General features: G+C 67.5%; 23 protein-coding genes. 17 read left to right on the plus strand and 6 right to left on the minus strand.

Features of this window, described 5'->3' with window-relative positions; genetic code table 11:
* The first annotated feature begins 81 nt into the window (after nt 1–81).
* From treY to ALI22I_RS10540, 5 genes are all read left to right on the plus strand, one after another.
* On the plus strand, nt 82–2259 hold the full coding sequence (gene treY / locus ALI22I_RS10520) for a malto-oligosyltrehalose synthase (RefSeq protein ID WP_077005364.1): 2178 nt from the start codon (nt 82–84) through the stop codon (nt 2257–2259).
* A complete protein-coding gene (treZ, locus tag ALI22I_RS10525; RefSeq protein WP_083751619.1) occupies nt 2256–4031 on the plus strand; it encodes a malto-oligosyltrehalose trehalohydrolase in 1776 nt (591 codons plus the stop codon). Before treY ends, treZ begins: the two co-directional genes overlap by 4 nt.
* A gap of 179 nt (nt 4032–4210) precedes the next feature.
* On the plus strand, nt 4211–4393 hold the full coding sequence (locus ALI22I_RS10530) for a CsbD family protein (RefSeq protein ID WP_077005268.1): 183 nt from the start codon (nt 4211–4213) through the stop codon (nt 4391–4393).
* The gene (locus ALI22I_RS10535) at nt 4377–5009 is read left to right on the plus strand and encodes a UdgX family uracil-DNA binding protein (RefSeq protein WP_077005269.1); all 633 of its coding nucleotides are present in this window, start codon (nt 4377–4379) and stop codon (nt 5007–5009) included. Before ALI22I_RS10530 ends, ALI22I_RS10535 begins: the two co-directional genes overlap by 17 nt.
* Nucleotides 5010–5350: 341 nt before the next feature.
* Nucleotides 5351–6079 (plus strand): SDR family NAD(P)-dependent oxidoreductase, encoded by a 729-nt coding sequence (locus ALI22I_RS10540; protein WP_077005270.1) that lies wholly within the window; start codon nt 5351–5353, stop codon nt 6077–6079.
* A gap of 199 nt (nt 6080–6278) precedes the next feature.
* On the opposite strand, the gene ALI22I_RS10545 is transcribed toward ALI22I_RS10540, so the two are convergent.
* Nucleotides 6279–6794 (minus strand): lytic polysaccharide monooxygenase auxiliary activity family 9 protein, encoded by a 516-nt coding sequence (locus ALI22I_RS10545; protein WP_077005271.1) that lies wholly within the window; start codon nt 6792–6794, stop codon nt 6279–6281.
* 238 nt (nt 6795–7032) lie between these two features.
* Between ALI22I_RS10545 and ALI22I_RS10550 the strand changes: the two genes are divergently transcribed.
* The 7 genes from ALI22I_RS10550 (at nt 7033) to ALI22I_RS49010 (ending at nt 17058) form a co-directional block, all read left to right on the plus strand.
* Nucleotides 7033–7782, plus strand: a complete 750-nt coding sequence (locus tag ALI22I_RS10550) for a TnsA-like heteromeric transposase endonuclease subunit (protein ID WP_077005272.1) — start codon at nt 7033–7035, stop codon at nt 7780–7782.
* Nucleotides 7779–9815 (plus strand): Mu transposase C-terminal domain-containing protein, encoded by a 2037-nt coding sequence (locus ALI22I_RS10555; protein ID WP_077005273.1) that lies wholly within the window; start codon nt 7779–7781, stop codon nt 9813–9815. The genes ALI22I_RS10550 and ALI22I_RS10555 overlap by 4 nt, the downstream gene beginning before the upstream one ends.
* Nucleotides 9812–10885: a TniB family NTP-binding protein gene (locus ALI22I_RS10560; RefSeq protein ID WP_077005274.1), complete on the plus strand. Its 1074-nt coding sequence runs from the start codon at nt 9812–9814 to the stop codon at nt 10883–10885. The genes ALI22I_RS10555 and ALI22I_RS10560 overlap by 4 nt, the downstream gene beginning before the upstream one ends.
* A gap of 11 nt (nt 10886–10896) precedes the next feature.
* The gene (locus tag ALI22I_RS10565) at nt 10897–12138 is read left to right on the plus strand and encodes a TniQ family protein (protein WP_179118179.1); all 1242 of its coding nucleotides are present in this window, start codon (nt 10897–10899) and stop codon (nt 12136–12138) included.
* A 174-nt stretch (nt 12139–12312) separates the two neighbouring features.
* Nucleotides 12313–12843 (plus strand): hypothetical protein, encoded by a 531-nt coding sequence (locus tag ALI22I_RS10570; RefSeq protein ID WP_083751620.1) that lies wholly within the window; start codon nt 12313–12315, stop codon nt 12841–12843.
* Nucleotides 12840–14885 (plus strand): hypothetical protein, encoded by a 2046-nt coding sequence (locus ALI22I_RS10575; RefSeq protein ID WP_143532119.1) that lies wholly within the window; start codon nt 12840–12842, stop codon nt 14883–14885. The genes ALI22I_RS10570 and ALI22I_RS10575 overlap by 4 nt, the downstream gene beginning before the upstream one ends.
* 73 nt (nt 14886–14958) lie before the next feature.
* Nucleotides 14959–17058 carry a hypothetical protein gene (locus ALI22I_RS49010; RefSeq protein ID WP_143532120.1) on the plus strand — a complete coding sequence of 700 codons (2100 nt, stop codon included), beginning with the start codon at nt 14959–14961 and terminating at the stop codon, nt 17056–17058.
* 52 nt (nt 17059–17110) lie between these two features.
* Here ALI22I_RS49010 and ALI22I_RS47615 read toward each other — a convergent pair whose 3' ends face one another.
* From ALI22I_RS47615 to ALI22I_RS10595, 3 genes are all read right to left on the minus strand, one after another.
* Complete coding sequence (locus ALI22I_RS47615; RefSeq protein WP_083751621.1) at nt 17111–17512, minus strand: transposase family protein; 402 nt, start codon at nt 17510–17512, stop codon at nt 17111–17113.
* Nucleotides 17513–17564: 52 nt separating this feature from the next.
* Complete coding sequence (locus tag ALI22I_RS10590; protein ID WP_077005280.1) at nt 17565–17849, minus strand: transposase family protein; 285 nt, start codon at nt 17847–17849, stop codon at nt 17565–17567.
* 114 nt (nt 17850–17963) lie between these two features.
* Nucleotides 17964–19502 (minus strand): pentapeptide repeat-containing protein, encoded by a 1539-nt coding sequence (locus ALI22I_RS10595; protein ID WP_179118180.1) that lies wholly within the window; start codon nt 19500–19502, stop codon nt 17964–17966.
* 472 nt (nt 19503–19974) lie between these two features.
* Between ALI22I_RS10595 and ALI22I_RS10600 the strand changes: the two genes are divergently transcribed.
* The 3 genes from ALI22I_RS10600 to ALI22I_RS10605 are packed head-to-tail and all read left to right on the plus strand — an operon-like array spanning nt 19975 to nt 21998.
* Nucleotides 19975–20511 (plus strand): TnsA-like heteromeric transposase endonuclease subunit, encoded by a 537-nt coding sequence (locus tag ALI22I_RS10600; RefSeq protein ID WP_202970923.1) that lies wholly within the window; start codon nt 19975–19977, stop codon nt 20509–20511.
* A 54-nt stretch (nt 20512–20565) separates the two neighbouring features.
* Nucleotides 20566–20727: a hypothetical protein gene (locus ALI22I_RS52365; RefSeq protein WP_202970924.1), complete on the plus strand. Its 162-nt coding sequence runs from the start codon at nt 20566–20568 to the stop codon at nt 20725–20727.
* Complete coding sequence (locus ALI22I_RS10605) at nt 20727–21998, plus strand: integrase (RefSeq protein ID WP_202970925.1); 1272 nt, start codon at nt 20727–20729, stop codon at nt 21996–21998. The genes ALI22I_RS52365 and ALI22I_RS10605 overlap by 1 nt, the downstream gene beginning before the upstream one ends.
* Here ALI22I_RS10605 and ALI22I_RS10610 read toward each other — a convergent pair.
* Nucleotides 21890–22624: an alpha/beta fold hydrolase gene (locus ALI22I_RS10610; RefSeq protein WP_077005282.1), complete on the minus strand. Its 735-nt coding sequence runs from the start codon at nt 22622–22624 to the stop codon at nt 21890–21892. The genes ALI22I_RS10605 and ALI22I_RS10610 overlap by 109 nt on opposite strands.
* A 101-nt stretch (nt 22625–22725) precedes the next feature.
* On the opposite strand from ALI22I_RS10610, the gene ALI22I_RS10615 reads away from it, so the two are divergent.
* Complete coding sequence (locus ALI22I_RS10615) at nt 22726–23679, plus strand: helix-turn-helix transcriptional regulator (RefSeq protein ID WP_238598291.1); 954 nt, start codon at nt 22726–22728, stop codon at nt 23677–23679.
* A gap of 586 nt (nt 23680–24265) precedes the next feature.
* Nucleotides 24266–25273: a GNAT family N-acetyltransferase gene (locus ALI22I_RS10620; RefSeq protein ID WP_077005284.1), complete on the plus strand. Its 1008-nt coding sequence runs from the start codon at nt 24266–24268 to the stop codon at nt 25271–25273.
* A gap of 60 nt (nt 25274–25333) precedes the next feature.
* On the opposite strand, the gene ALI22I_RS10625 is transcribed toward ALI22I_RS10620, so the two are convergent.
* A complete protein-coding gene (locus ALI22I_RS10625; RefSeq protein ID WP_143532122.1) occupies nt 25334–25984 on the minus strand; it encodes an HAD family hydrolase in 651 nt (216 codons plus the stop codon).
* Nucleotides 25985–26392: the final 408 nt, after the last annotated feature.

A 26392-nucleotide genomic window follows, 5' to 3' on the forward strand; every position in this document is an offset into this window, starting at 1 on the left:
GCTGAGGGCGCCAGCGGATCGGCCACGGAATTGTCGGACCCCGCCGGTAAGATCAAAGCAGGGGTCCCCCAGGGGGGACGCCTGCGAAGCCGTTCGGCGGGGGAGGTCGCGCCCGCGTCGACCTACCGCGTCCAGTTCACCCCCGATTTCACCTTCGCCCACGCGGAGGCGGTGGTGGACTACCTGGACGCGCTGGGTGTCGGCGCGCTGTACGCGTCGCCGGTGCTGGAGGCCGTGCCCGGCTCCACGCACGGCTACGACGTGGTCGACCCGACGCGGGCCCGCGAGGAGTTGGGCGGCGAGTCGGGGCGGGTCGCGCTGCACAAGGCGCTCAAACGGGCGGGCCTCGGGTTCGTGCTCGACATCGTGCCCAACCACATGGCGGTCGACCACAACGACGTCAACGCGTGGTGGTGGGACGTCCTCCAGCACGGACGGGACTCGGCGTACGCGAAGTACTTCGACATCGACTGGGACTCCGGGCCGCTGCTGCTGCCGTTCGCCGCCGACGAGGCGTCGGAGGAGGAGCACGAGCACTACCGGCTGGTCTACTGGCGGCGCGGCAACACCGAGCTGAACTACCGGCGGTTCTTCGACATCACCACGCTGGCCGCGCTGCGGGTCGAGGACCCGGAGGTGTTCGAGGCCACCCACGGCGAGGTGCTGCGGTGGGTGGCGGCGGGCGAGGTGACCGGGCTGCGGGTGGACCACCCGGACGGCCTGGCCGACCCCGACGGGTACGCGCGGCGGCTCAAACGACGCGCGGGCGTGTGGCTGGTGGTGGAGAAGATCCTCGGCGCGGACGAGCGGCTGCCGGTGAGCTGGCCGGTCGACGGCACCACGGGCTACGACGCGTTGCGCGAGGTGTGCGGGCTGTTCGTGGACCCGGCCGGCGAGGCGGGTTTCACCGCGCTGGCCGACGAGTTCGGCGTGCCCACGGACTTCGCCGCGGTCGAGCAGGAGTGCCGTGAGCTGGTGACCCGCACGATCCTGCGCGCCGAGGTGCGCCGGATCGCGGCCCTGGTCCGGCACCCGGACCGGGAACTGGCCGAACGGGCCGTCGCCGAGGTGATGGTCCACTTCCCGGTCTACCGCTCCTACCTGCCCGAAGGGCTGGACGCGTGGACGGCGGCGGTCGGCGCGGCGACGTGCCCGGCGGCGCGGGCGCTGGACCGGCAGGTGCGGGCCGAGCCGCACGGCGAACTGGCCACCCGCATCCAGCAGACGTCCGGCATGGTCGTGGCCAAGGGCACCGAGGACACCGCGTTCTACCGGTACACCCGGTTCGTGGCGCTCAACGAGGTCGGCGGCGCGCCGGACCGGTTCGGGGTGCCGGTCGCCGAGTTCCACGCGCGGGCGGCGTCGCGCGAGGCGGGGTCTCCCGCGTCGATGACGGCGTTGTCGACGCACGACACCAAGCGGTCGGAGGACGTGCGGGCGCGGCTCGCGGTGCTGGCCGAACTGCCCGACGAGTTCGCCGGGCTGGTGCGCCGGTGGACCGCCGCGCACCCGATCGACGAGCCGTCGCTGAACATGCTGGCCTGGCAGTCGCTGGTCGGCGCGTGGCCGATCACCGCCGACCGGATGCGCGCCTACCTGGACAAGGCCGCCAAGGAGTCGAAGGTCCGCACCACGTGGGTCGACCACGACGAGGAGTTCGAGGCGGCCGTGGCGGCGTGGCCGGAGCAGGTGCTGGCCGGTCCGGTGGCGGCCGAGGTGGCGTCGTTCGTCGACCGGGTCGTGGCGCCGGGCTGGTCCAACGCGCTGGGGCAGAAGCTGGTGCAGCTGACCGCGCCCGGTGTGCCGGACGTCTACCAGGGCACCGAGCTGTGGGACCTGTCGCTGGTCGACCCGGACAACCGCCGCCCGGTGGACTACGAGGTGCGGCGGCGGCTGCTGGAGCGGATCGAGGACGGTTGGCTGCCCTCCGTGGACGACTCGGGCGCGGCCAAGCTGCTCGTCGTGCAGCGCGCGCTGCGGTTGCGCCGGGACCGGCCCGAGCTGTTCCGCGGCTACCGGCCGCTGTCGGCGTCCGGTCCGACCGGATCTCACGTAGTCGCGTTCGAGCGGACCGGTCTGGTTGCGGTGGCGACCCGGCTTCCGGTGGGCTTGGCGAAGGCGGGCGGCTGGGGCGACGCGGTGCTGCCGCTGCCGCCGGGGGAGTGGACCGACGTGCTCACCTCCCGTCCCGCGGCCTCGCGGCTGGCCGATCTGTTGGACCACTACCCGGTGGCACTGTTGGTGCGAGGAGATCAGTGAGTTTCTCGGTGTGGGCGCCGTCGTGCGAGCGCGTCCAGGTTCGGGTCGACGGTCGGGACCACGAGATGTCGGCAGGGGACGGCGGGTGGTGGCACTCGGAGGTCTCGGGGACGGACTACGCGTTCGTGCTCGACGGGTCCGGTGACGCACTGCCCGACCCGCGGTCGCGGTGGCAGCCGGACGGGGTGCACGCGGCGTCGCGGGTGTACGACCACGCCGCGTTCTCGTGGACCGATCAAGCGTGGACCGGGCGTGGGCTGCCAGGGGCGGTGGTCTACGAGCTGCACATCGGCACGTTCACGTCGGCCGGCACGTTCGACGGCGCGGTGGAGCGGCTGGACCACCTGGTGGAGCTGGGTGTCACGCACGTCGAGGTGATGCCGGTCAACTCGTTCGACGGCACGGCGGGCTGGGGTTACGACGGCGTGCTGTGGGGCGCGGTGCACGAGCCGTACGGCGGGCCGGACGGGTTCAAGCGGTTCGTGGACGCCTGTCACGCGCGCGGGCTGGCCGTGCTGCTGGACGTGGTCTACAACCACCTCGGGCCGTCCGGCGCGTACCTGGACCGGTTCGGGCCGTACTTCGCGGGCAGCAACGACTGGGGCCCCGGCCTGAACCTGGACGGCGCGGATTCCGACGAGGTGCGCCGGTACGTCGTGGACAACGCGTTGGGCTGGCTGCGGGACTTCCACGTGGACGGGTTGCGGCTGGACGCCGTGCACGCGCTCGTGGACCGCAGCGCGCTGCACGTGCTGGAGCAGCTGGCGGTCGAGGTGGACGCGCTGTCGGCCGCCGTGAGGCGTCCGCTGACGTTGATCGCCGAGTCGGACCTGAACGACGCCCGGCTGGTGACCGCGCGTGAGGGCGGCGGCTACGGCCTGCACGCCCAGTGGTCCGACGACCTGCACCACGCGCTGCACGTGGCGTTGAGCGGCGAGACGTTCGGCTACTACCCGGACTTCGAGGGCGCGCTCGGCAAGACCCTGCGCGAGGTGTTCTTCCACGCGGGCACGTGGTCGTCGTTCCGGGGCAGGCACCACGGCCGCCCGGTGGACCGCGACCGGCTGCCCGGCTACCGGTTCCTCGCCTACCTGCAGAACCACGACCAGATCGGCAACCGCGCGGTCGGCGACCGGCTGTCGGCCACCGTGCCGTGGCAGCGGCTGGCGGTGGGCGCGGCGATCGTGTTCAGCACGCCGTACACGCCGATGATCTTCATGGGCGAGGAGTGGGCGGCGAGCACGCCGTGGCAGTTCTTCGCGTCGTTCCCGGACCCGGAATTGGCCGAGGCCGTGCGCACCGGACGGCGGCGCGAGTTCGGCCGGCACGGGTGGGGCGAGTCGGAGGTGCCCGACCCGATCGACCCGGAGACCGTGCGGCGATCCACGCTGCGCTGGGACGAGGTGTCCGCGCCCGGCCACCGGGAGCTGTTCGAGGTGTACCGGGCGCTGATCGCGCTGCGCCGGTCACGGCCGGAGCTGTCCGATCCGCGGCTGGACCGGTTCGTGGTGCGGGAAGAGGGTTCGGTGCTGGTGCTGCACCGGGGTGCGCTGCGGGTGGTGTGCAACCTGGGTGAGGACGCCGAGGTGCGGCTGGACGTGGAGGCGGGCGAGGTGCTGCTCGCGTCGGCGGAGGTGAAGGTGGACGGACAGGCGGTACACCTGCCCGCCGACAGCTTCGCTGTGCTTGATTGCCGCTCCTCCGGAGACGGCGGGCTCGGTCGCCTGGAAGTCGGTCGTTCGCGCCTGATTTCCGACGATCGAAAAGCGTGATCGTCGGAAATCAGGCGCGAACGACCGACGCGACCTCGCGTGGTGGTTCGGTTCGGGGGCTGACCTGGTCGGATGGGGTTGGCGGGGGTGGAGGTGAGGTGTGCGGGTGGGTGGTCGGAGTTTCCCCGTTCGGGCGTCGGGTATCCGTCGGGGGAAGGAAGTCCGACGAGAGGACGGTCATGGGGACCGACGACAAGGCCAGGAACAAGGCTGAAGAACTCAAGGGCAAGGCGAAGGAAGCGGTCGGTGACGCCACCGACAACGAGCAGTGGCAGGCCGAGGGGCGCACCGAGCGCGCCAAGGGCTCGCTGAAGCAGGCCGGGGAGAAGGTCAAGGACGCCTTCCGTGGCGACGACCGCTAGTCGCACCTCCAGCGCCGCCTCGTTCGTGCCAGAAGGCGCGGACCTGGCGGCGCTGCGCCGTGCGGCTGCCGGGTGCCGTGGCTGTGAGCTGTACAAACCGGCCACGCAGACGGTGTTCGGCGCGGGACCGGAGGACGCCCGGCTGATGCTGGTCGGCGAGCAGCCCGGTGACGTGGAGGACCGGCAGGGCGAGCCGTTCGTGGGGCCCGCCGGTCGGTTGTTGGACAAGGCGCTGGACGAGGCCGACCTGGCCCGTGAGGGCGTCTACCTGACCAACGCGGTCAAGCACTTCAAGTTCGTGCCCGCCGAGCGCGGGAAGCGGCGCATCCACAAGACGCCGTCACGCGGCGAGGTCGCGGCCTGCCTGCCGTGGCTGCACGCAGAGTTGACGCGGGTGCGGCCCGCGCTGGTGGTGTGCCTCGGTGCGACGGCGGCCAAGGCCGTGCTGGGGAACACCTTCAAGGTCACCGAACGCCGAGGTCAGGTGGAGCGCGTCGAGGATTACGACGTCATCGCCACGGTGCACCCGTCGGCGGTGCTCCGCGCTCCGGACCGGGACGAGGCGTACCAGGGCTTCCTGGCCGACCTCCGGGTCGTGCGGGCGCATCTCGGTTGAACTGCCCGGAAACGTGAAGCGGCCCCCTGACCGCTTCCCACACCAGGTGCGGGCCGAGCTGGACTGGGCTCGGGGTCACGGGGGCCGGGTGGCTGCCTGGGATTCGCCCAGACCACCTGGGAAAGGTCGGTCCTAGCGGACAGCCACCTCACGACGAGTCCTATAGCTATTCAACTTCGGACCACCTCCTTCCTCGTGTACTGCGAACGCTATGCGAGCCCGGGCGTGCCTCGCAACGTGAATTATTCGTCGGTCCTGGGGAGCCTGGTCACACGTGCGGCGGGAACGTGAGGTCTGTTTCCCGCCGGACTGGAATGTGTTGGGCCAGCAGGATCTCCGGCATGAACTTCGACGGCAAGGTCGCCCTCGTCACGGGCGGCAGCAGGGGTATCGGTGCGGCGATCGCGGTGCGGTTGGCGGAGTTGGGCGCGGATGTGGCGGTCACGTACCAGAACAGTGCGGGGGACGTGGTCGACCGGGTGAAGGGGTTGGGGCGGCGGGTGGTCGCCGTTCAGGCGGACAGCGGTGACGCGGACGCGGTGGTCGCGGTGGTCGAGGAGACCGTGGCGGTGTTGGGGCGGTTGGACGTGCTGGTGAACAACGCCGGGGCGTTCATCGTCGGGCCGGTGGAGGAGCTGGGGGCGGCGGAGTTCGGCCGGACGTTCGACGTGAACGTGCGGGGTGCGTTCTTGGCGGTGCGGGCGGCGTTGCCGCACCTCGGTGACGGCGGGCGGATCATCGGGATCGGCAGCAACGTCGCCGAGCGCGCGGTGTTCCCCGGGTTCTCGCTGTACGCCGCGAGCAAGGCCGCGTTGGTGGGGTTGACGAAGGCGTTGGCGCGGGAGTTGGGGCCGCGGGGGATCACGGTGAACCTGGTGCACCCCGGTGCGACCGACACCGACTCGAACCCGGCGGACGGGCCGGGCGCCGACGTGGTCCGCGGCTTCACGGCGGTGGGGCGTTACGCCGAGCCCGAGGAGGTCGCCGCGGCGGTGGCTTTCCTGGCTTCTGACGGAGCCCGGTACGTGACCGGCGCGCAGCTGCACGTAGACGGCGGCTTCACCAGCTGAAACCCGAGAGTCGAACGTCCAAGACCCCCGAGTTCAACACCTGAGCGTTGAACTCGGGGGTTCTGAACGTTGGACACGCGCGTTCTGAACGTAGGACACGCGGGACTTGGGGGGTTCGACTCTCGCGTCTTGGGGGTTCGACTCTCGGGGAGTTGGGGGTGGGCGGGGCGTGCCGGGTGTGCGCGCCCCGCCCACCTGGTCAGCTCGCGTTCACGTCGATGCAGGCGTAGAACGCGTTGGAGGTGTCACCGATGTTCCAGATGGCGAGCACGGTCTGGCGGCCGGAGGCACCCAGGTTCACCGTGTGCGACACGGTGGCCGGGGGCTGCTGGTTGCCGCCGTCGAAGGAGCCGACCCGCCGGCCGCCCACGTAGTACTCGTAGTTGGCGGTGCGGTGCCGTGCGGTGAAGGTCCAGTTGAACGTGACGGTCCGGCCGGTGCTCGTGACCTTCCAGCCCTTGTTGTTGTCGTTCAGCTCGGCGAACCGGGCGACGCCGCCGTTGCAGCTGCGCAGGCCCTTCGGGCCTTCGACGCTCTGCGGCTCGTACTTGATGTCGCCACAGGACACCTGACCGCGGGCGCACTGCGCCTGACGGCTCGGCGGTGACGACACGTATCCGTGTGCGAAAGCGGGCGCCGATGGCAGGGCGACCGTCACGAGCGGCGCGGCGAGAACGCCTGCCGCCACCGCGGCGATCCTTCGGCGGAGTGGCATGGGGACTCCTCTGGTCGGATGGGCGGAAACGCTTGTGGCGAACGCCAACCCGAGTGCGCGTGGGGGAAACAGGCGTTCACCCAACGCGGCGGCAGGTCTAGACCATACTCTCTGTGAGCGCCCGGTGACAACGGTCCACCCGACCAGGAAGACCCCAATTGTCCTGTTCGGGTGAACCTTGCGGGGTTCACACCTAGTTTGCGGGGGTGGTTGCGGGGTTCGGGGCTAGTTTGCGGGCGTGGCGAAGCTGAGTGTGGTCGCCGGTGGCGCTGCCGCAGCTCCCGGCGGAGAGTTCGAGGTTGCCTTCGTGCCCGCCGACCAGGGCGTTGAGCAGCGCTTGGAGCTGTCTCGTGCGTGGTCGGTGCCGTTCGAGTCATGTCTGCCAGTACGCGGCTTCCCCTCGTACAAGGGGCAGCGCCACTACGTGGGCCGCTGGTGGACGGCCACGACGGGCTCGTTGGTGGGGTACGAGTCGTGGTTGGAACGGGACCGGCTGATCCTGTTGGACTTCGCGCCCGAGGTCGTGGGTATCGCCTCACAGCCGTTCTGGCTGTTCTTCACCGCCGCTGAGGGCAAGCGACGTTCACACGTGCCGGACTACTTCGCCCGACTGGCCGACGGGTCCGCACTGGTGCTGGACTGTCGCCCGGCCGACCGAGTCAGGTCGCGTGATCAAGTGGCCTTCGAGGCCACCTTGGCGGCGTGCGCGACGATGGGCTGGCGCTACAGGGTGGTGGACGCGCCACCGCCGCCACTGATCGGGAACGTGCGCTGGCTGGCCGGTTACCGGCATCCACGTCACCTGCTGCCAGAAGTTGCCGCAGCATTGCGCGTGATCTTCGCCGAACCGCGTGCACTACTGGAAGGGGCGGAGACGGTCGGTGACCCGATAGCCGTGCTGCCGGTGCTGTTCCACCTGCTGTGGCGCCAAGAGTTGCACGTCGAACTGTCGGTGCCGCTGCACACGGAGACGGTGGTGATCCCGTGACAGGCACGGCGCGACCGGCACTGAGGGTGGGCGACCGGGTGGCCTTCGACGGTGAAGAGCACCTCGTCATCGGGTTGGCGGGCACATCGGTGCGGTTGCACGCGGACTCCGGCACACAGCAAGTGATGTTGGCTGGGCATCTGATGGCAGCACCGGACTTCGCGGTCCTCAACGCTGGCGGAGAACCAGTAGCCGTGCCGGTGGCTGAGCCATTCGGGCTACTGGCGGCGCTCCCGGAAGAGGTCGTCGTCGAAGCCGAGCGCTGGCGGGACCACCTGGTCGAGGTCGAGACCGGCCTGCTACCCGGCACCGCTCCGGGCTCCCAGCCGCGCCCGGGTTATGACCCTCAGACCACCAGCCTGGCGGATCGACAGCGGGCCAAGGCCGCCGAGTTGGGAATCGGGTTCCGCACGATCGAACTCAAGCGGGCCCGCTATACCGCGCAAGGGTTGTGGGGGTTGATCGACCAACGCGCGGCCCGCACATTCGACGTCGCCGGGCAGGCCGATCCCCGGCTGGTCGAGGTGTTGCGGGAGTTGATCGCGGCGGAGACCGACGCCTCTACCGGCACCCGATCGCGCCTAATCCGCCGCGCGGTCAAGCAAGTGGAAGAGCTGCATGGGCCTGGGACGATCCCGCTGCCGGGCAAGACCTCCTTCTACGCGCTGATCGACCGGCTCAGCGTTGGACGGCACACCTTCGGCTCGGCGATTACTCGACGCCAGACGGCGAACCGGCCGTCCGGCGCGTTCACCGCGACGGACGCCTCGCGCCCCGGTGAGCAGGTCCAGATCGACTCCACCCCGATCGACGTGATGGTCCTGGCCGCCGACGGCGTCCCGGTCCGCGCCGATCTGACGATCGCGGTCGACGTCGCCACCCGCACCATCGCCGCGGCGGTGCTGCGCCCGGTCGGCACCAAGGCCGTCGACGCGTCGCTGCTGCTGGCCAAGATGCTCGTCCCGGAGCCGATGAGACCCGGCTGGACCGCCGCGCTGCGGATGTCGGCATCCCGGCTGCCGTTCCAGCGGCTGCTCGACATCGACGCACGGATGCGCGAGGCCGCAGCACGGCCGGTCATCGTCCCCGACCAGGTCGTGATCGACCACGGACGGGTGTTCGTCTCCGAAACCTTCACCCGTGCCTGCGAACGCCTGGGCATTTCCATCCAGCCCGCGCGCAAGGACACCCCGACCGACAAGGCCGTGGTCGAGGCGACGTTCAAGGCGATCAAAACACTGTTTGCCCAGCACGTCGCTGGCTTCAAGGGAGCGAACACCACCCAACGCGGACGCGACGTCACTGCCGTCTGGACCGTCGACGAGCTGCAAGACCTGCTGGACGAGTGGCTGATCGTCGGCTGGCAACACCGCCCGCATGACGCGCTGCGCGACCCACACGCCCCGCGCCGGATGCTCACCCCCAACGAGCGCTATGCCGCCCTGGTCGCCATCGCCGGTTACTTGCCCATCACGCTGACCGGCAACGACTACCTGGAGCTGCTACCGGTGAAGTGGCGGGCGATCAACGACTACGGCATCCGCATCGACTACCGCACCTACAACAGCCCTGAACTGGGCGCTTACCGCCGCCAACACTCCGGCCTCACCGGCAAGCGCGGCCTCTGGGAAGTCCACTACGACCCCTACGACCTGTCACAGGTGTTCATCCGCACTCCCGGCGGCTGGATCACCGCGCCCTGGACACACCGGTCGATGATCACCGCGCCGTTCGCCGACTTCACCTGGCGACACGCCCGCCGCTTGACCGCTGAATCCGGGCGGGACGTCACCGAGACCGAGATCGCCCGTGCACTGGATGCGCTGCTCACTCGCGCCGAACATGGCCCGGACCGGACCGGCGCGCGGATCATCGCCCGCACCCGCGCCGCAGGGACATCCCACCGGCCGACACTGCCCGACCCGGTTACCACCCCGGAACAACCCACGCCGTCGACGGCCGAGTTCGCGGGCGGGCAGGTGATCGAGTTTGGCGTGTTCGACGCCGAAGCCGAAGCAGAAAGGTGGACATGACCAGCCAGCCGACCTCGCCCGACTCCGACGATGAGCTGGTCCCGGACGAGCCGCTGACCACTAAGGAAGGCTGGCGTCGGTTCACCGACCACCGCACCGAACCACCTGCCGAACCGGACTCGACAACTCTGTCCGAGCGCGGTCGGACAGAGTTGGAGCAAGCACGCCGCGATTACCACTCGGATCTGCCGCTGGCCAACACCCCAACCATCCGGCAGGTACTGTCCACCGGCCGGCTGCTGATCCAGCTCAACCGCCGCCAGATCTCCGCCCGCCGCGGCCTGATCGTCTCCGGTGATTCGGGGACTGGGAAGACCACCGCGCTGACCCAGTTCGGCCGCACCCACGAACACGTCGTCCGCCGCCGTCACCCCGGCCCGGCCGGGCAACATCGGATCCCGGTCGTCTATGTCACCGTACCGACCGCGGCGACGCCAAAGATGCTGGCGGTCGAACTAGCACGCTTCTACGGCCTGGCCTTCAACTCTCGGGCGACCATGCCCGAGATCGTCAACACCGTCTGCGCTGTCGCCGCCCGCACCCACGTCGAACTGGTACTGGTCGACGAGATCCACAATCTCGACCTGGCCACCCGCTCCGGCGCGGAAGTCTCCGACCAACTCAAATACTTCGCCGAACGGCTGCCCGCGACCTTCGCCTACGCCGGGATCGAGGTCGAGGAACGCGGCATGTTCGCCGGAGCCCGCGGGCGCCAGATCGCCGGACGGTTCAGCCTGATCCGCTCCACGCCGTTTGACTACGGCACCGACCAGCAGCGCACCGCCTGGAAGGCGCTCATTGGAACCCTGGAATCCACGCTGCGGCTGCACCACCACAAGCCCGGCACGCTGGTCGGCCTGGCCGACTACCTGTTCGAGCGCACTGGCGGCATGATCGGCAGCCTCTCCCAACTCGTCCGCGGTAGCGCGGTCCTGGCCATTGACGACGGCGGCGAGTACATCACCCGCGACCTGCTGGACCGTGTCCCGGTCGACCACGCTGCAGTCCTGTCCCGTCCGCAACGCCGCAAGCGCACCCGGCCCGCGCCCACGACGCAGGCTGGTGCCTGATGGTCTCTCGGTTGCCGATCAACGTTCCGCCCGCCAGCGATGAGATCGCCGTGTCCTACCTCGCCAGGCTCGCCACCCTGCACGACATGCCCTTCGACGAACTCTGGGCACAGGTCAGCAGGCCACGCAGCAAAGGCAGCCCCACCCGTCGCCTGGATGGCGACCTGCTGGCCACTGTCGCCGACCAATCCCGCGCCCAACTGGCCCGCACGGTCGTCGAACTGCGTGACCCGGAACCGGACTGGCTTGCCTTCCGACACGAACCCCAGCGCGGCTGCCGCCGCTGCACCGCCCGTCATCCCGGCGGCCCGGTCCTGCAACTGCTGCCGCACCATCGCTGGGTGTGCACCCGTCACAGGGCCTGGATCGGCCCACCCGACCAGGAAGACCACCGCCAACCTGACCTGCACACGTTGCCCGAGATTGTCACAGCCCAGCACCGACACCTACGGCTGATCCGCCGCCTCGGCTTCGCCGCGACCTTCGACGCGGTGCTCACCGGCTTTCTCATCTGCGCGCACCGCTGGAACTTCGCCGACCTCGCCTTCCCCGGCGACGCCTGGATCGAATGGCGCCGCCGCGCCGAACTACTCATCCCACCCGGCACCGAAAGCGACACCTTCAGCACCTCACGACTGTTCGCCTGCACCTACCCCGAAGCAGTCGCCCTCGCCGAACTGATCGGCTCGCTGCCTTGGCGACGTCTCGTTGCGGCCGGTCCCGACGGCCAGCGTGCGTTCGCCATCGAGATCGGTCGTCGCCTTGGCGTGCAGGACTACCGCCCGGCCGTGATCAAAGACGCCGTCGCCCACTGGATGGAACAGGACTGCTGGCGACCACCCAGCCCACCCAACACCGACTACCGCAGCCTCAGAACCTTCGGCGGACCCACCTTCCGTAAACCCAGCCAGGACAGCGACACCAAACGCCGCGAGAGCGCCCTCTGGTTCAGTCGCCACCGCCGCGGCGGTGATGCCATCCTGCGCCACCGCACTCTCAACCCAGTCGTCGTCCGAGACTGGTCACACAAGACCGAAGTCTTCAACGTCGCGGTGGAACGGACCGCGCACACCTACGTGGACCCACGCAGACACCGAACCGTCAAGGACCTCACCGCACTAGCGACCACCGACTGGGTTAGGCCTGATCCGATCTCGTCGACATGGCTGAACACCGCCACCGAACCTCTCGACTGGCAGCGACGGACCGGACCGCGCCCGTCGACTGGCGGGCAGCCGTCCCCTCGCAAGTAACCTTTCAGCCCACTTGCACCGACTACTGGTTAGACCACTACCGCGGTGTCCCAGACAGATAGGAGGGCGCGAGTGCCGGGTTCCGCTAGTCGCGTGCAGCATGCGATTCGGCTGCTGGCTCTTCTCCGGCAGGCTGGAGAAGACGTCGGGACACCTGGAGATCCACCAGGAGCAGTGCTTGCCGTACGCAGCGAACTACGGCTACAGGCGCTGGACTTCTGGCTGCGCAACCCCGACTACCTGGCCGACGAACTGGTAACCGAAGTGGAGACGGGCCAGCTCGACCCGTCGTATCTCGAAGTGGCGTCCAGGCTGTTGACCGACCCAGAGCCGACGCTGCGGCACTACCCGATGCCCCGGTGGCTCTTCGGCGCCTACGAACCACTCGACGACGCTTTCGCTCATCTTGAGGCATACGGCTTGGCAATCATGCGCCGTACCCCCGCGGGGTACCGCAACCAGTTCTTCCTACTGCAAGCGGGTGTGGAAGCTGGCGACACCCTGACTGACACCGATTCAGCACTCAGTTGGTACCCGCGGCAAGTGAAGTTGGTACTGCTGGTCGCACGAAACCAGACAGGCAGCCAGCTCAAGGCTAGGCAGTACCAGCAAGCGTCCTACGCGGGTACGGAGTTGGGCACCCACATCGGCCCGATCGCCGACCGGGTGAGTCAGCGGCTGACGGAGGCAAGGAGAGCGTCGTGAGCGAACTGGGACGAGCAGTCACGGAGAAGCTGAAAGGTGCCGTGCCGGAAGAAGAGGTCGAAGTCATCCTCCGCGACTCGCGGGTCACCGTCAGCGCTGCCGTTCCGACGCCAGTTCGGTTGCGGGTCGAAGAGATTGAGTTCTCCGGTGTCAAACGTCTGCGGCAGCCGGATGCGGATGTCACCGAGCTCACCATACGTGAACCTTTCAAGTTCTCCTGGTGTATGGGGCCGGGCTTGTACGTGGTCGGCAGCCACGAGAACCTACGAGGTAAGAGCACCGTGCTAGAAGTGATCCGCTGGGCACTTCGAGGTCGCTCCCGCCTTGCAGAGGACGTCCGCTCCTGGCTGGAACATGTCCGAGTGGTCTTCATGGTCGGCGAGGAACACGTCATCGTTGACTTCGCGGTGCACGCCGGACGCCCTCAAGGCACGGTTCGCCGGGAGAACCCGAGTGGCTCCGGGCAGGTCGAGTTGGCTCGCTTCGATGATGAGGATGCGTTCGAACAGGCGATGGACGCCGTGATGATGACCCGACTGCACCTTCAGCGCATCGCGGCGTGGCAGGAGGACCAGGCCATTGAGCACGCCTGGACGGCTTACTCTGGCGCTCTCTCAATCTCATCCCGAGGGCTGGATTTTTTGCTCGGCGACATCGCGTATTCCGGGATGGCCAGCCGGTTGCTTCAGATGTTCGTGGGCGCGGCGTGGGCGGCTAGCCGAGCACAGGCCGCGACGGCGGTGAAGACGGTCGAGGCAGCTATCCAGCGGCTACAGCAACAGGCCGACCAGAATCAACAGGCAACCGCAGCGAAACGGGCGGACGCTGAGACAGCGGTCAAGGCTGCTCAAGAAGCTCTGAGTGAACTCCCATACAGTGATCAACTGCAAAAGGCCGAAGATGCTGTCGTTCAGGTGCCCCGCCTTGGTGTTCAAATAACGAATCTGCGGTTGCAACTGGAAGGTCTGCGCGACACCGAGCGAGAGACACGGAAGCAACTGCAGGAAGAACAGAAGCGCAAGCACGCGCAGTTGGAAGACGCACTGGCTCGCCGGTTCTTCAACGCCCTACGTCCAACCGCCTGCCCGCGGTGCGCCGCACCGGTGACCGAGGAGCGACGGGTACAGGAGTCGCAGGGGCACGAGTGCTCGGTGTGTACGACCGATTTGGATCTCGAGGCTTTCGGTCAAGAGGTTCTTGTTGCTGCCTCCGCACCGCCTCAGGAACGAGAGGCGGCGCTGCGTAGCGCGACTCTGACTACCCGCGCCCAAGATGATGGAGAGGACGCACCCGAAGACGGGGAGACCGCGCTGCGGCAGGCATTGGACAGTACCTCCAGGGCGGCCGACGGTATCGAGGCCCAACTCCGGGCACTGATCGAGCAACGCGATGAAGTCGCAGCGCTGGTACATGCCGGAGGCGAGTTCGCCGACTTGTTGCAGCGCAGGCACAACGCTGAGTTGGCGCTTGCCCGCGCACAAGGTGCCTTGGACGCTCTGGAGTCCCCTGCCACGCCTGGCGAGGCCGCCGAGCACGAGGTGCTGAAGCGCAGGCGCGACGTGCTGAAGGCCGCGGAGAAGGTGACCGCTGCCTGGGTCCAAGATGCCCAGCGGGAGGCACTCGCCGAGCTGTCCAGGGAGATCGCCACGCTAGCCAGGAACTTCGGAATGCAAGAGCTGGTGTCGGTGGAGTTGGGCGGCGGTGCCACCCTGAAGGTCCGCAAGACCGACGTCACCACCCCGTACAGCAAATGTGTACCGGGGGAGCAGCTACGGTTGAAGGTGGCCACGGCCGTCGCGCTGCTGCGTGCTGGCTTCACCACACAGATCGGCCGGCACCCGGGTCTGTTGTTGGTGGACTCTCCCGGTTCAGAGGAAGCGACGAAGACCAGCCTCGACGCGATGCTCCATGCCCTACAGGACGTGGCAGCCGACTCGACACAGATGCAGATCATCATCGCTACCACCAGGACCGAACTCCTCGACGACCTGATCACCGAAGAGCGCCAGCGGGTAGCCCCGCCCGGCGGCTACGTCTGGTAGGTGCGCTCGCCGATGAGCTGAGGCAGGGTGTCACGAGACGGAGCCATAGCAGAAGCCCGAAAGGAGGTAGAGGGTGAACGACGACATCCTGCCCCGCACCGCTTCTCCAGAGCCAACCGCTGAAGGGCCGACGATCGCCGCCATCGGCGGCTGGCCACAGATCCCAGAACGAGCGGCGGCTCTGGTCGACGACCCAGAACTCGTCGACCTCACCCGCTTGGTCGTCGACGACGAACCTCCAACCGATCTTGCTGGTGCCGTTCATGCTGCGCTGATCGACGCGTTGGACCGATGCGCCAGCCCGGCCATCGTGCACGAGTGTCTCGAGATCCTGCTGGAAAGCAGTTCAGTTCTACAGCAGGTTGGAGAGCGGCTGTATCGCATGTGTCTGACCCGTGCGAAACCTCCCGCGTTCGACGCCAGCCCTCGATCATGGCTGCTGGCTGCCGATGCGCTCGAAGCTGCAACCCGCCTCGCTCTCGGCGGCTGGGGGCAACGGTTCTTTCTCCTTGCTGAACTGATGCAACTGCCGCCAGTCGCTCCTCCGTTGTTCGTACGCTCGGCACTGCGGTGCCTGGCGGCCAGCTACGAACAGTGGCGAGAACCTGAACTCGTCGGCGTACTCGAGCAACTGGCTGGCATCCGGCCATCGGCCAACCCGGTGCAAGTTGATACGGCCACTGCCGAGCAGTGGGCTCATGACATCGCCCCGGATGCCGCTTACGAACTCGGCTGCGCGTCACTGCTGCAGGCGTTTGGCGTGAGCACGCTACTTGAAGCCGAGGAGCATCTGCAGGCCGCAGAACGCCGCCTGGCCAACGCCGCCGCTGACCGTGAAGACGCCGCCGTCCTAGCCGACGTGGTCCGCCTTCTGTCCGCACAATTACCTACCGATACAGGTCGCAACGTGCGTGCCTCCATCGACCTGACCGCTTTGGCCGACCACCTCGAACAGCGAGTGAAAGAGCACGTCCTCGGCTACGCAGGGTTGAATCACTGGCGCACACCACGGCTAGACGCCGAAGTCGCATGGGCACAACTGGCTCACGATGTCGCCCACACCAGCACAGCTCTGGCAGAAGCGAGCTGGTACCACGCCGAAGAGACATTGGCCAACGTCCTAGCCGCCTACACCGCCTCTCGCTGCAGCCGTGTCTTGCGACGCGAGGACCAGATCGGTGTACGGGCGATCCTTGCGCCCTCGATCGAGTCTGGTATCGCGGTTCAAGCTGGCTTGATGAAACACCTAGAGGATCACATCCGCGCCCTCGAAGCAGGTTCAGACGCTCTCCTTTCTGGCACGGAGGGCGCCCGTGTGGAGACGCGTCGCGACAGCGAACGTACAACCGAATTGGCAGCAGCTCGATCCTTGCTGGCCGAGGCACGTACACAACTCGCCACCGCGGACCACGTCCCAAAATCGCATGGCAGCGCCGCTACCTCGCCTGATCGCCCCGCGACGCTGCCCTTGCTGCACCGGCTACTCGGAGGCGACAGCGCCACTATGAACGCTCTACCTTCCGAAATCGCCCACCGATTGGAGAGCGCCCTCTCCGGACGTAATGAGTTTCACGATGGGGCGCTCGCTGCGCGCGACACGCTTGTTGTTCAGGATACATTTATCCAATTGCAGCACGGTCTGCGCGGTAGCGAGTATTATTGCGGCGAAGTTAAAGAGGTCGTCGATGAGTTGATGCTGATATTGCTGCGATTCTGGCGAAGCCGGGATGGTTTCGGTCCCAGTAGAATGCCGTATCTATTCAACCCCAAGGCGGTAGAGGAGGACCTTGCGCGGGACCTCAAGACGTTCTTCGACGGTAACTCAATCTCGACACTAATGGCAACTGAGGTTCGCGATGTTGGAGGCGGCCGCGTGGATGTGGCTTGCCTTTACCCGCGCTTCCGCCTGTATATAGAGTTGAAGCAGGATGATCGGAAGCTCGATATGGTCGAAAAGCGGCGTTATCTAGCTCAAACCGCTGGCTATCAAGGGGCCGATGTTCCGATAGGTTTCCTGGCGGTCCTCGACCTCCAGCGACGGACTGGCCCAACGCCACACCTGAAATCTTGCTTCGGCGTCGTCGTCCGCGATAACCCTGATCTAGGGCGGCCGCGGCACATTGTGACGATGTCTGTTCCCGGTAATCGGACCGAGCCGTCCTCCATGCGGTGACGTCTAACGTGCGGAGGCAGGCGTTGACAAGTCATCGAACGTTATTCAGAAGTCACCAGCCGAAGCGGTAGTGCTTGAGGCTGGTGACGATGCGGATGATCGTTGGTGGTTCGGTCAGGCGGGCGTGGTAGCCGGTGGCGAGGATCTTCCAGTTCTTCAGGTGGGCGATGGCCTGCTCGACGGCCCACCGGATCTGGTTGACTCTGCGGTTGTGGATCTTGTCCTGCGGGGGTGTGCTGGTGTGGCCGGGGCGTTTGCGGCGGGGCCGGATCGCGGTGGTGCCCAGGTCGCCGAGGGACTGCGTGTCGACCAAGAGGGTGTCGTAGCCGGCGGTGGTGAAGGCGTGCCGGTCATGGGTGCGGCCTTCGACTGGGTCGGCGACGTGCAGCAGGGTGCCGGGATCTGCAGGCTCAGGCCGTGTCTGCGGTGTTTGCCGTTGTAGTCGGTCTTGAATCGGCCGGTGAGACCAGGATGCCGTCGACGATGACGACCCGGCCGCGCAGTGCCTACGGTATCAGCGGGGTGTGCAGGCAGATGCCCTGGCCGAGCAGTGGTGCGATGCGGCAGAAGACCCGCGACACGGTGGCTTGGGAGACGCCGAACAGGTCCGCCGCGAGGGTTTGGGGCAGGTTGTGGCGCAGCAGGAGCAGGGTGAGTTGCACCGAGCGGCGCAGGTCCAGTGCCGGAGGGCGCCCTGTCGGGCGGCCCGGGGTGTTTGTGATCTGCTCGATCCGGGCGACCAACTCCCGGATCTGGTCGCGGTCGAGTCCAGTCGGAGACTGGTAGCGCAACAGTCCCGCCTCGTGGTGGATCGTTTCTGTGAAGGGAAACCGATCCTACCCGGACGGGGCTGTTGCGCTGTCGGCCAAGCTCAGAGGTTCTGAATAACGATTATTGGCATCCGATTAATCCTGATCCCAGGCAGTAATTCCTTTGATGACTATTTCGTGTATTTTCTTAGTGCCCTGGGTGGGGTTGTCAGCTACATCATCGGAACTTTCGCTATTCTTCGCCTCATTGTCATCGTCAATGACGATCTGGCGCCATCTGCCTTCCAAGCCCTCGACGTCGACGTGTTGGTCGGATACGCGCAAGCCAGGCGGTAGTATGCGGTGCTTCTCGATATCCTTGAACAAGCATCCGTCGATTGAAAGCTCGCCGTCGAACCGCGCATTTAGGTAGACTTCCCCGCTGAACCGTGCTGCGTAAGAAAATTCATCTTCCAAATTGTCGGTACGTTTCGTGCTGAACGAGGGTCCGCCTAGATATAAATTTCCGGAAAAAAGGGCCAGGCCGACGAACCATGCACCTTGGAATATGGCGGCTTGGTTGAAAAGGGCTCCGGTGAAGAATGTTGCTGTACCGAACCGTGCAGCGCTGAAGTCGGCATCTCCATCGAAGTGTGTCTCGTAGAATACTGCCCGTTCGTCAAACTTTGTCCGGAAGAACCGAACATTTTTGGAGAATCGCGCGTTGCCGAATGAGGCGAGGCTTTCGAATCGCACATTATCGAAGGCAGGCGATTCATTAAATCTCGTCCCGACGAACAGTGCGTCTCCAGTGAAATTCGCTTTGTGAAATGTGCAGCCGGAGTCGAAAATGGCGGAGCTTGCCGTGAATGAGCGTAGCCTGCATTTGCTCAGGTCGAAGTCGACGAGAAGGGCACCGGAGAGATTGAGATCGATGTCGGGCCAGAAGGAGGTGGCGGGGACAGTTGGGTTGTCGCCGGGCCGCAGATGCTCGCGGAGGATCCGCTGGGCCGCGACGCGGACTTCGCGTTCTTGGACCCGCCGATGATGGTCGGCGAGGACGTCGTCTCCATTGCCGGGCGCGTCGGTAGGCGCGTCGAACGGCATCCGCAAGTACGCGCACAGCACATTGACGATGGTCTGCCGCTGGTGTGGGTTGTCCTGGGCGAGACGTTCCAGTGCGTAGAGTCCGGCGAGTCGGACCGGGGCTTTTTCGCTGCCGAGCTGTTCGGATGCCTTGGTATAGAGTTCGGTAATGCGTTGGGCCTCTGCGTGTTCGCGGGTGTCCACGGCGGCTTGCGCGGCGAGGTCGTGGGTCCGTTGGGCGGCGACTTCGGTGTGGTCCTGGGCGCGGTCGCGCTGCACGAGTTCAGCCGCACGGTTGCGCAGTTCGGCGTGCCGGACCTGAAGTTCCAGTTCTTGGGTGCGTTGACGGCGCGAGGCGAGGTAGAGGGTGATCACACCGCCTCCGGCAGCGGCTACGGCGGCGCCGATCTTGACCACGTCCAGCAACGCAGTGACCCGCTGGTCGGTGCCGGTGAACGAGGCGCTAGCTACCCACGCCCACATCCGCCACGTTGTCAGGCCGGTGACGAGCAGGACGAAGGCCGTTGCCATTGGAATGGTCCAGCGGCGCATAGTTCGCGCCGGATGCCGGTCGGGCGGTCCCGATAAGGGAGGCGGGGTGTCGGTCATCGGTGCATGATGCCGCATGCCGCGTCGGCGGCCTTTGTGGGGGTGCCAAGGGATCAGCACGGTCCTGAGATTCTTCTTCGGAGCAACTGATACAGAGCACGGCCGTTCTCTGAAGGTGTGAGTGATTCACATTCGAGCTGAGTCGCTGTGGAACTGTGACACCTTTGCACGAACTGGGACAACGGTGTGGGCCTGTGTCATTCGGCTAAGGCCGACCGAGGCAGAGCGCGTCTTGCCGACGAATCCGCAAGGTAGGTCCGAACACTTCAGGTGTCACGGTACTCGGACCTACCTTGCGGACCGCAGGTCAATAGCTTGGTCACCCGCAAGGTTCGATCGGAACGGACACCAATTGTCGTGTCCGGGCGAAGATGGCGGAGTCCGGCATAGTTGGCGGGCCGGTTGGCGGGTGTCCGGGAAACATGGCGGGCAGGGTGAGACTGACTGGTCGGTGACCGGGAGAATGCCCCCCGTGCCCAAGCTTGATCTTGTCCCTGGGGACGCCCCGGCCGCGGTCGTCGGCGGCTTCGAGTTCTCGTACGTCAGTCAGGACGGCTTACAGCGGATTCCTCCGACGGACGCGGGGTTGGTGCTGTTCGAGTCGTGTTCACCGGTGCGCACGTTCCCGTCGTGGAAGGGGCAGCGCCATCACGTGGGGCAGTGGTGGACTGCCACGACCGGCACGTTGGTGGGCTACGAGTCCTGGCTGGAGCGCGACCGCCTAGTGCTGCTGGACTTCGATCACCACGTGGTCGGTATCGCCTCGCAGCCGTTCTGGCTGTTCTTCGACGCCCCGAACGGCAAGCGTCGCTCGCACGCGCCGGACTACTTCGCTCGCCTCGCCGACGGCTCCGCGCTGGTGCTGGACTGCCGTCCGGCCGAGCGGATCAAGCCGAAGGACCAGGTCGCGTTCGACGCGACCAGGCAGGCCTGCGCCTTGCTCGGCTGGCGCTACGAAGTCGTCGACGCGCCGGCGTCGGCGCTGCTGGCCAACGTCCGCTGGTTGTAGGGTTACCGGCATCCCCGCCACGACCTCCCGGAGATCTCCACCGCGCTGCGCGCGGTGTTCGCGCACCCGACCGGACTGCTGGACGGCGCCGCGCAGGTTGGCGACCCGATCGCCGTGCTGCCGGTGCTGTTCCACCTGCTCTGGTGGCGAGAGCTGCACGTCGAGCTGTCGCTGCCGCTGCACATCGACGCGATCGTGGCGGCGGTGAGCGCCTGATGACCGCATCGCGGCCGGTGCTGAGGGTCGGCGACCGGGTCGGCTTCGACGGCGACGAACACCTCGTCACGGGGCTGGCGGGCACGCAGGTGCGGCTGCGCTCCGACTCCGGTGCGGGGCAGGTCGTCCTGGCCGGGCACCTGATGGCGGCGCCGGACTTCGAGCTGCTCGACACGGCCGAGTTGCCCGAGGTCGAGCCGTTCGGGCTGCTGGAATCACTGCCCGCCGAGGTCGTCGCCGAGGCCGAACGGTGGCGCGATCACCCCGTCGAGGTCGAGACCGGGCTGCCTCCGAACCCGGATCCGGGCGCGCGGCCGCGTCCTGGCTACGACCCGCTGACCACGACGTTGGCCGAGCGCCAGCGCACCAAGGCCGCCGAGCTCGGCGTCGGGCTGCGCACCGTCGAGCGCAAGCGCGCCCACTACACCGCGCAGGGGTCGTGGGGCCTGGTCGACCAGCGCGCCGCGCGCACTTTCGACGCCGCCGGCCAGGCCGACGCGCGCCTCGTCGAGGTCTTGCGCGAGCTGATCACGGCCGAGACCGACGCGTCCACGGGCACCCGGTCGCGGTTGATGCGGCGCGCGATCAATCGGGTCGAGCAGCTGCACGGCGCCGGAGTGGTGCCGCTGCCGGGCAGGACCGCGTTCTACGCGCCGATCGGACGCCTGTCGGCCGGGCGGCACACGTTCGGCTCGGCGGTGACCCGCCGGCAGTTGGCCAACCGGCCCGACGGCGTGTTCACCGCGACGCTCGCGGCGCGGCCCGGTGAGCAGGTCCCAATCGACTCCACGCCGATCGACGTCCGAGTGTTCGCGGCCGACGGGGTCCCGGTCCGGGCGGATCTGACGATCGCCGTCGACGTCGCCACCCGCACGATCTGCGCCGTGGTGCTGCGGCCGGTCGGCACCAAGGCCGTCGACGCCTCGCTGCTGCTGGCCAAGATGCTGGTCCCGGAACCGATGCGACCCGGCTGGGCCGACGCGCTGCGGATGTCGGCGTCCCGGCTGCCGCACGAGCGGCTGCTCGACGTCGACGCACGGATGTGGGAAGCCGCGGCTCGGCCGGTCATCGTTCCCGAGCAGGTCGTGATCGACCACGGGAAGGTGTTCGTCTCTTCGTACACGCGTGTGGTCAGGCATGCGTCTGTGCCGATCTGGCGAGGTCAGGAGACGGCCGCGTCGAGGAGGTCGGCTAGTTCGGCGGGCGCCGAGAGCATCGGCCAATGCCCCGTGGGCAGGTCGAAACGCCGCCATGGCGGCTGGTTCAGGTAGGCGAGCATCGGAATCCCGGCATCGAGCAGGGCCTTGAAGTCGTGGCAGGCGATCAGGACACGGTCCACTCCGGGACCAGGGTCGGTAGGGTCGGCGAGGCGCTGGGTGTAGGTGCCGAACGGATGCGGAGTGGCACGCGCAAGCAGACGTTCCCGCTCGGGCTCGTCGAGTCCGTCGAGGCTGTTGGACATGCCGAGAATGTCGATCGGCGGCATTGCCAGCTGCCACCCGTCCCCGAGGGCGGTGACCTGCTGACGCAGCTGGTCGACTACCTGCGGTGGCATGAGGTCGAGCATGCACATGCCCGGGGCGAACGGGGCGCTGTCCACGTAGACCACGCGCTCCAGCCGGTCGCCGAGGCGTCCCGCGGCCCCGGTGACCGGAGCGGCTGCGTAGCTGTGGGCGACCAAGGTGATGTCACGCAGGTCGTGCCGCTCGACCAGATCGGTGATGTCGCTGATGTGGGTGTTCAGGTCCGTCTGGGGTCCGCCCAGGTCGGCCCGCTCGGCCAGGCCCGTCAGCGTCACCGATACCGCAGTGTGGCCGCGCTCCCGCAGAGCGCGAGCAGTCTCTTCCCAGGCCCATGCCCCGAGCCAGGCGCCGGGAACCAATACGAAGGTAGCCATGTGATCTCCCTGAAGTGCGGTGTTGCCCAGAGCGTAAGCTCAATACAGGACACAATCCGCCCTAAAATGTTGAGTGATCCATGTCGCATCCCCTCACCCGTGTGCTGACGCTGCTGGAACTCCTCCAGTCCCACGCCCGACTCACCGGAGCCGAACTGGCCGACCGCCTTGGTACTGACGTCCGCACCGTGCGCCGATACACCGCGCACCTGCGGGACCTCGGTATCCCTGTGGAGGCAGAACGCGGCCGCTACGGCGGCTACCGACTGGCCCGCGGATACCGAATGCCGCCATTGGTGCTCACCAACGACGAGGCACTCGCCGTTGTCCTGGGCCTGGTCGCCGCGGAACGCCTCGGCATGGGCACCACGGTGCTGGCCAGTGCGGGCGCCCTTGCGAAGATCGAGCGGGTGCTGCCGCAGGCGCTGCGCGAACCGCTCGCCGCCATCCGCGAATCCCTCGCATTCACCGGCAACGCCGTCATCGGGCAAGCCCCGGGGGCCGGCATCCTGCTCGCCCTGGCCCAAGCCGCCCGCATCTGCACGACTGTCTGCATCGGCTACCAATCGTGGCGCCAGCAGCGCACCGAACGCGATGTCGATCCCTACGGTGTGGTCTTCCACAACGGCCGCTGGTACCTCGTCGGCCACGACCACCTCCGAGACACCCTGCGAACCTTCCGCGTCGACCGCATCGAATCCGTTACCTCCCAGGCCCGCGACTTCGCCGCCCCCAACGGCTTCGACCCCGTCGCCCACCTGACCTCGGCTCTGGCGCAGGTCCCCTACCACTGGCAAGTCGAGGTGACCATCCATGGACCCATCGACGCGATCGCCCGCCGACTGCCCCGCTCGGTGGCAACTCTCACCGCCGACACCACTGGCGTCCTCATGCACGCCCGCGCAGAACGCCTGGACGGCATGGCTCACCTACTCGCCTCCCTGGAATGGCCATTCACCATCCACCGCCCCGACGAACTACGGCAAGCCCTCAAGACACTGGCCAGCCAGCTCGCTGAAGCCGCAGAGCGAGAACCGGGAGAACGACGGCCGTAACGCCGAACCTCATGCTCCTCGTGCCATACACGCGGACTGCACAACCCGCCTCGCTTGAAGCCAGCGGACGAACTGTCAAGCACAACATTCCCAGCGCCGCGTCGAGCGGTGCGATCGCAGAATCCGCCAACTAGGTCCGGACAGACTGGCACTGCGGCCGTCCGGACCTAGTTGGCGGACCGCAGGTCAGCGACATCCAGGCCCGTCAACCTCGGTCGGACAGGACATCAGGTTTGTCCTGTCCGGTCGAACTTGTCGGTGTCCGGACCTACTTGTCGTGACGGTGTCGGTGTCCGGAGGTAGTTGTCGGGGGCAGTGAGGCGGCTGTCCGTTCTCAGCGGACCTTGCAGAGTCTCACAGCATCGCGCGCAGATCTGGCGGATTCTCAGGCGGCAGCGCATGTGACGGTCCGGTTGCCTGGTTTGTATCCGTCTGGGCTGATGTGGGTCTCATCCGATTTGGCGTTTCTCATCGGTCTCTGCCGAGTCCAGGGGAGCAGATCGCCGCCGCGAACGTCCGCTACTGCTGATGTGCGGACGTGGACGCGCGGAGTGTGGTGGTCAGCCGTTTTCGGCACTATGGCTTCATGGGGGTTGAGCTGTTCGACATCGCGGAAGCTGCGGAAGAAGACCTGCGGAGTGTTCACCGGGTGGTGCTGGCGGCGCAGGCGGTCGACCGACCGGACGAGGTGCCCGTGACGTTCGAGGCGCTCGTGGGGAGCATGCGGACCCCGCCGGCCGGGTTCGGTCCGCGCCGGTATTGGGTTGTGCGACGCGACGGCGGGATCGTGGCCGTCGCGTTCGTGAACCTCCCGGACGCGGAGAACGGCCATCTCGCGTTGGTGACGATCACGGTGCATCCGCGGCTGCGTCGCAGGGGGATCGGCACGGCGTTCCTGCGGGACTTGCTGCCCCGGTTGGAAGGCCGGCCTGTCGTCGAGGGGTGGGAGATCACCAGCGGCGGCGCCGGTGAGCACTGGGCCGTCTCGGTGGGGTTCCGGGTCGTCAACACGATGGTTCTGCAGCTGTTGCCGGTGGCCGAGGTCGATCGGTCGACCTGGGACGTTGCGGTGCCCGCCGGTTATCGGGTCGAGGACTGGGTCGGCGCGGCGCCCGATGCACTGCTGGAGTCCTTCGCCCGCGCGCGGAACGCGTTGCGCGACGCCCCGTTCGGTGAGATCGACTTCCAGGCGCCGCTGTGGACCGGCGACCGGGTACGGGAGGCCGAGGCCGACCTGCGTGCCCGCGGTGTCGAGCAGCGGATGGTGGTGGCGGTGCACGAGGAATCCGGCGACGTCGTCGGCGTCACGGAGGTCGAGGTGCGGCCGCACCGGCCGCACTGGGCGTCGCAGCGGGAGACGTCGGTCCTGGGCGCACACCGCGGACACGGGCTCGGCCGGTGCATCAAGGCGCACATGGCCCGGCGGTTGCTGACCGATCGACCCGACATCGAGCGTTTCTACACCACGACGAGCGCGGACAACACGCACATGATCCGGGTCAACGAGGCGATCGGATACCGGACCGTCAGGACTCAGGTATCGGTGAAGCAGGACGTCACGGTACTGGCGGCCCACCCGAGGGTGCTCGGGTAGACGAGGTGGTGAAGCCGGCCGACGGCAGGAGGGGCTGCGGGCCGGTCGCGGTTCGGTTGGTCATCCTCTCGTCGGTGTGGAGAGCGCGTCGAACCAGGCGTTCGATCGTGTCGCCGGTTCGGGTGCGGGCGTGACGGTGACGCGGCGGTGGCGGATCGTGTCGACGCCTGCCGCGCGGGCGGCGGTGAGGTCGGAATCCGTGCCGCCGACGAACACGCACGACCGCACCGGGACGGCGCCGGCGTGGATCGCCGAGGTGACCAGGTCCGGGGCGGGCGGCAGGACTGCACGATCCGGCCCGACACGCCCGACCAGACGGCGCACGTGCGCGTCCAGCCCGTGCAACACGAGGAACGTCCGGACCGCCACGACGTCCAGAGCGCCGACCACGGTGATCCGGGCCCCACCGGCGGCCAACGCGGCGAAGGCCTCGTGGACGCCGGGCACGACCCGTGCCGTGGCCACCACCTCGTGCTCGATCCGACACCACTGCGCGTACACGGCCCGCTCGGTGGCCGGGCCGATGGATCCCGCGTGGGCGAGGACCACGAACGGGTCCTCGGTACGCGCCACCTTCCGCGGCAACCGGTCCTCGGCCACCAGCGCCCGCAACCGACCGGCGATCGACCGCGTCGACAGCACCTCGGCGACCGGTCCGTCCAACGCCACCAGCACGTGATCGTGCTCCGCAAGCAGTTCTTCAGCACGCACAACGTCCCCCTTCGGCTGCCCCGAAACCAGGATGCCGTCAACCGCGCTTCCTGTCAGTCGCCACCGCACACGGCGACTCCGGCTGCGCGGCACGACCGGGAGGCGGACCGGTCACGACCAACGTCTGTCTATGCCGCGAAGCGGGTGCTGCCTGCCGACGTGGAACGATCTCCGTTCCGCCTGGTCAGCCCCCGAAAACTGCCATCTCAACTGAGACGACGCCGAATCGCGTCTCACCGAAGCTGTCACGACCCAGGTCAGAGAGCACCCGCCAGGACATGATCATTGAGACGCCGGCCGCCGGGCCGACTCGGCTGGCAAACGCAGGGCATGCCGTCCATCCGCTCCGTCTCAACGGAAATGTCCATCCCCAGTTCAGAGGCCCGGCTCCCCGACACGATGGATGAG

The organism is Saccharothrix sp. ALI-22-I (genome assembly GCF_001984175.1).
Taxonomy (GTDB): domain Bacteria; phylum Actinomycetota; class Actinomycetes; order Mycobacteriales; family Pseudonocardiaceae; genus Actinosynnema.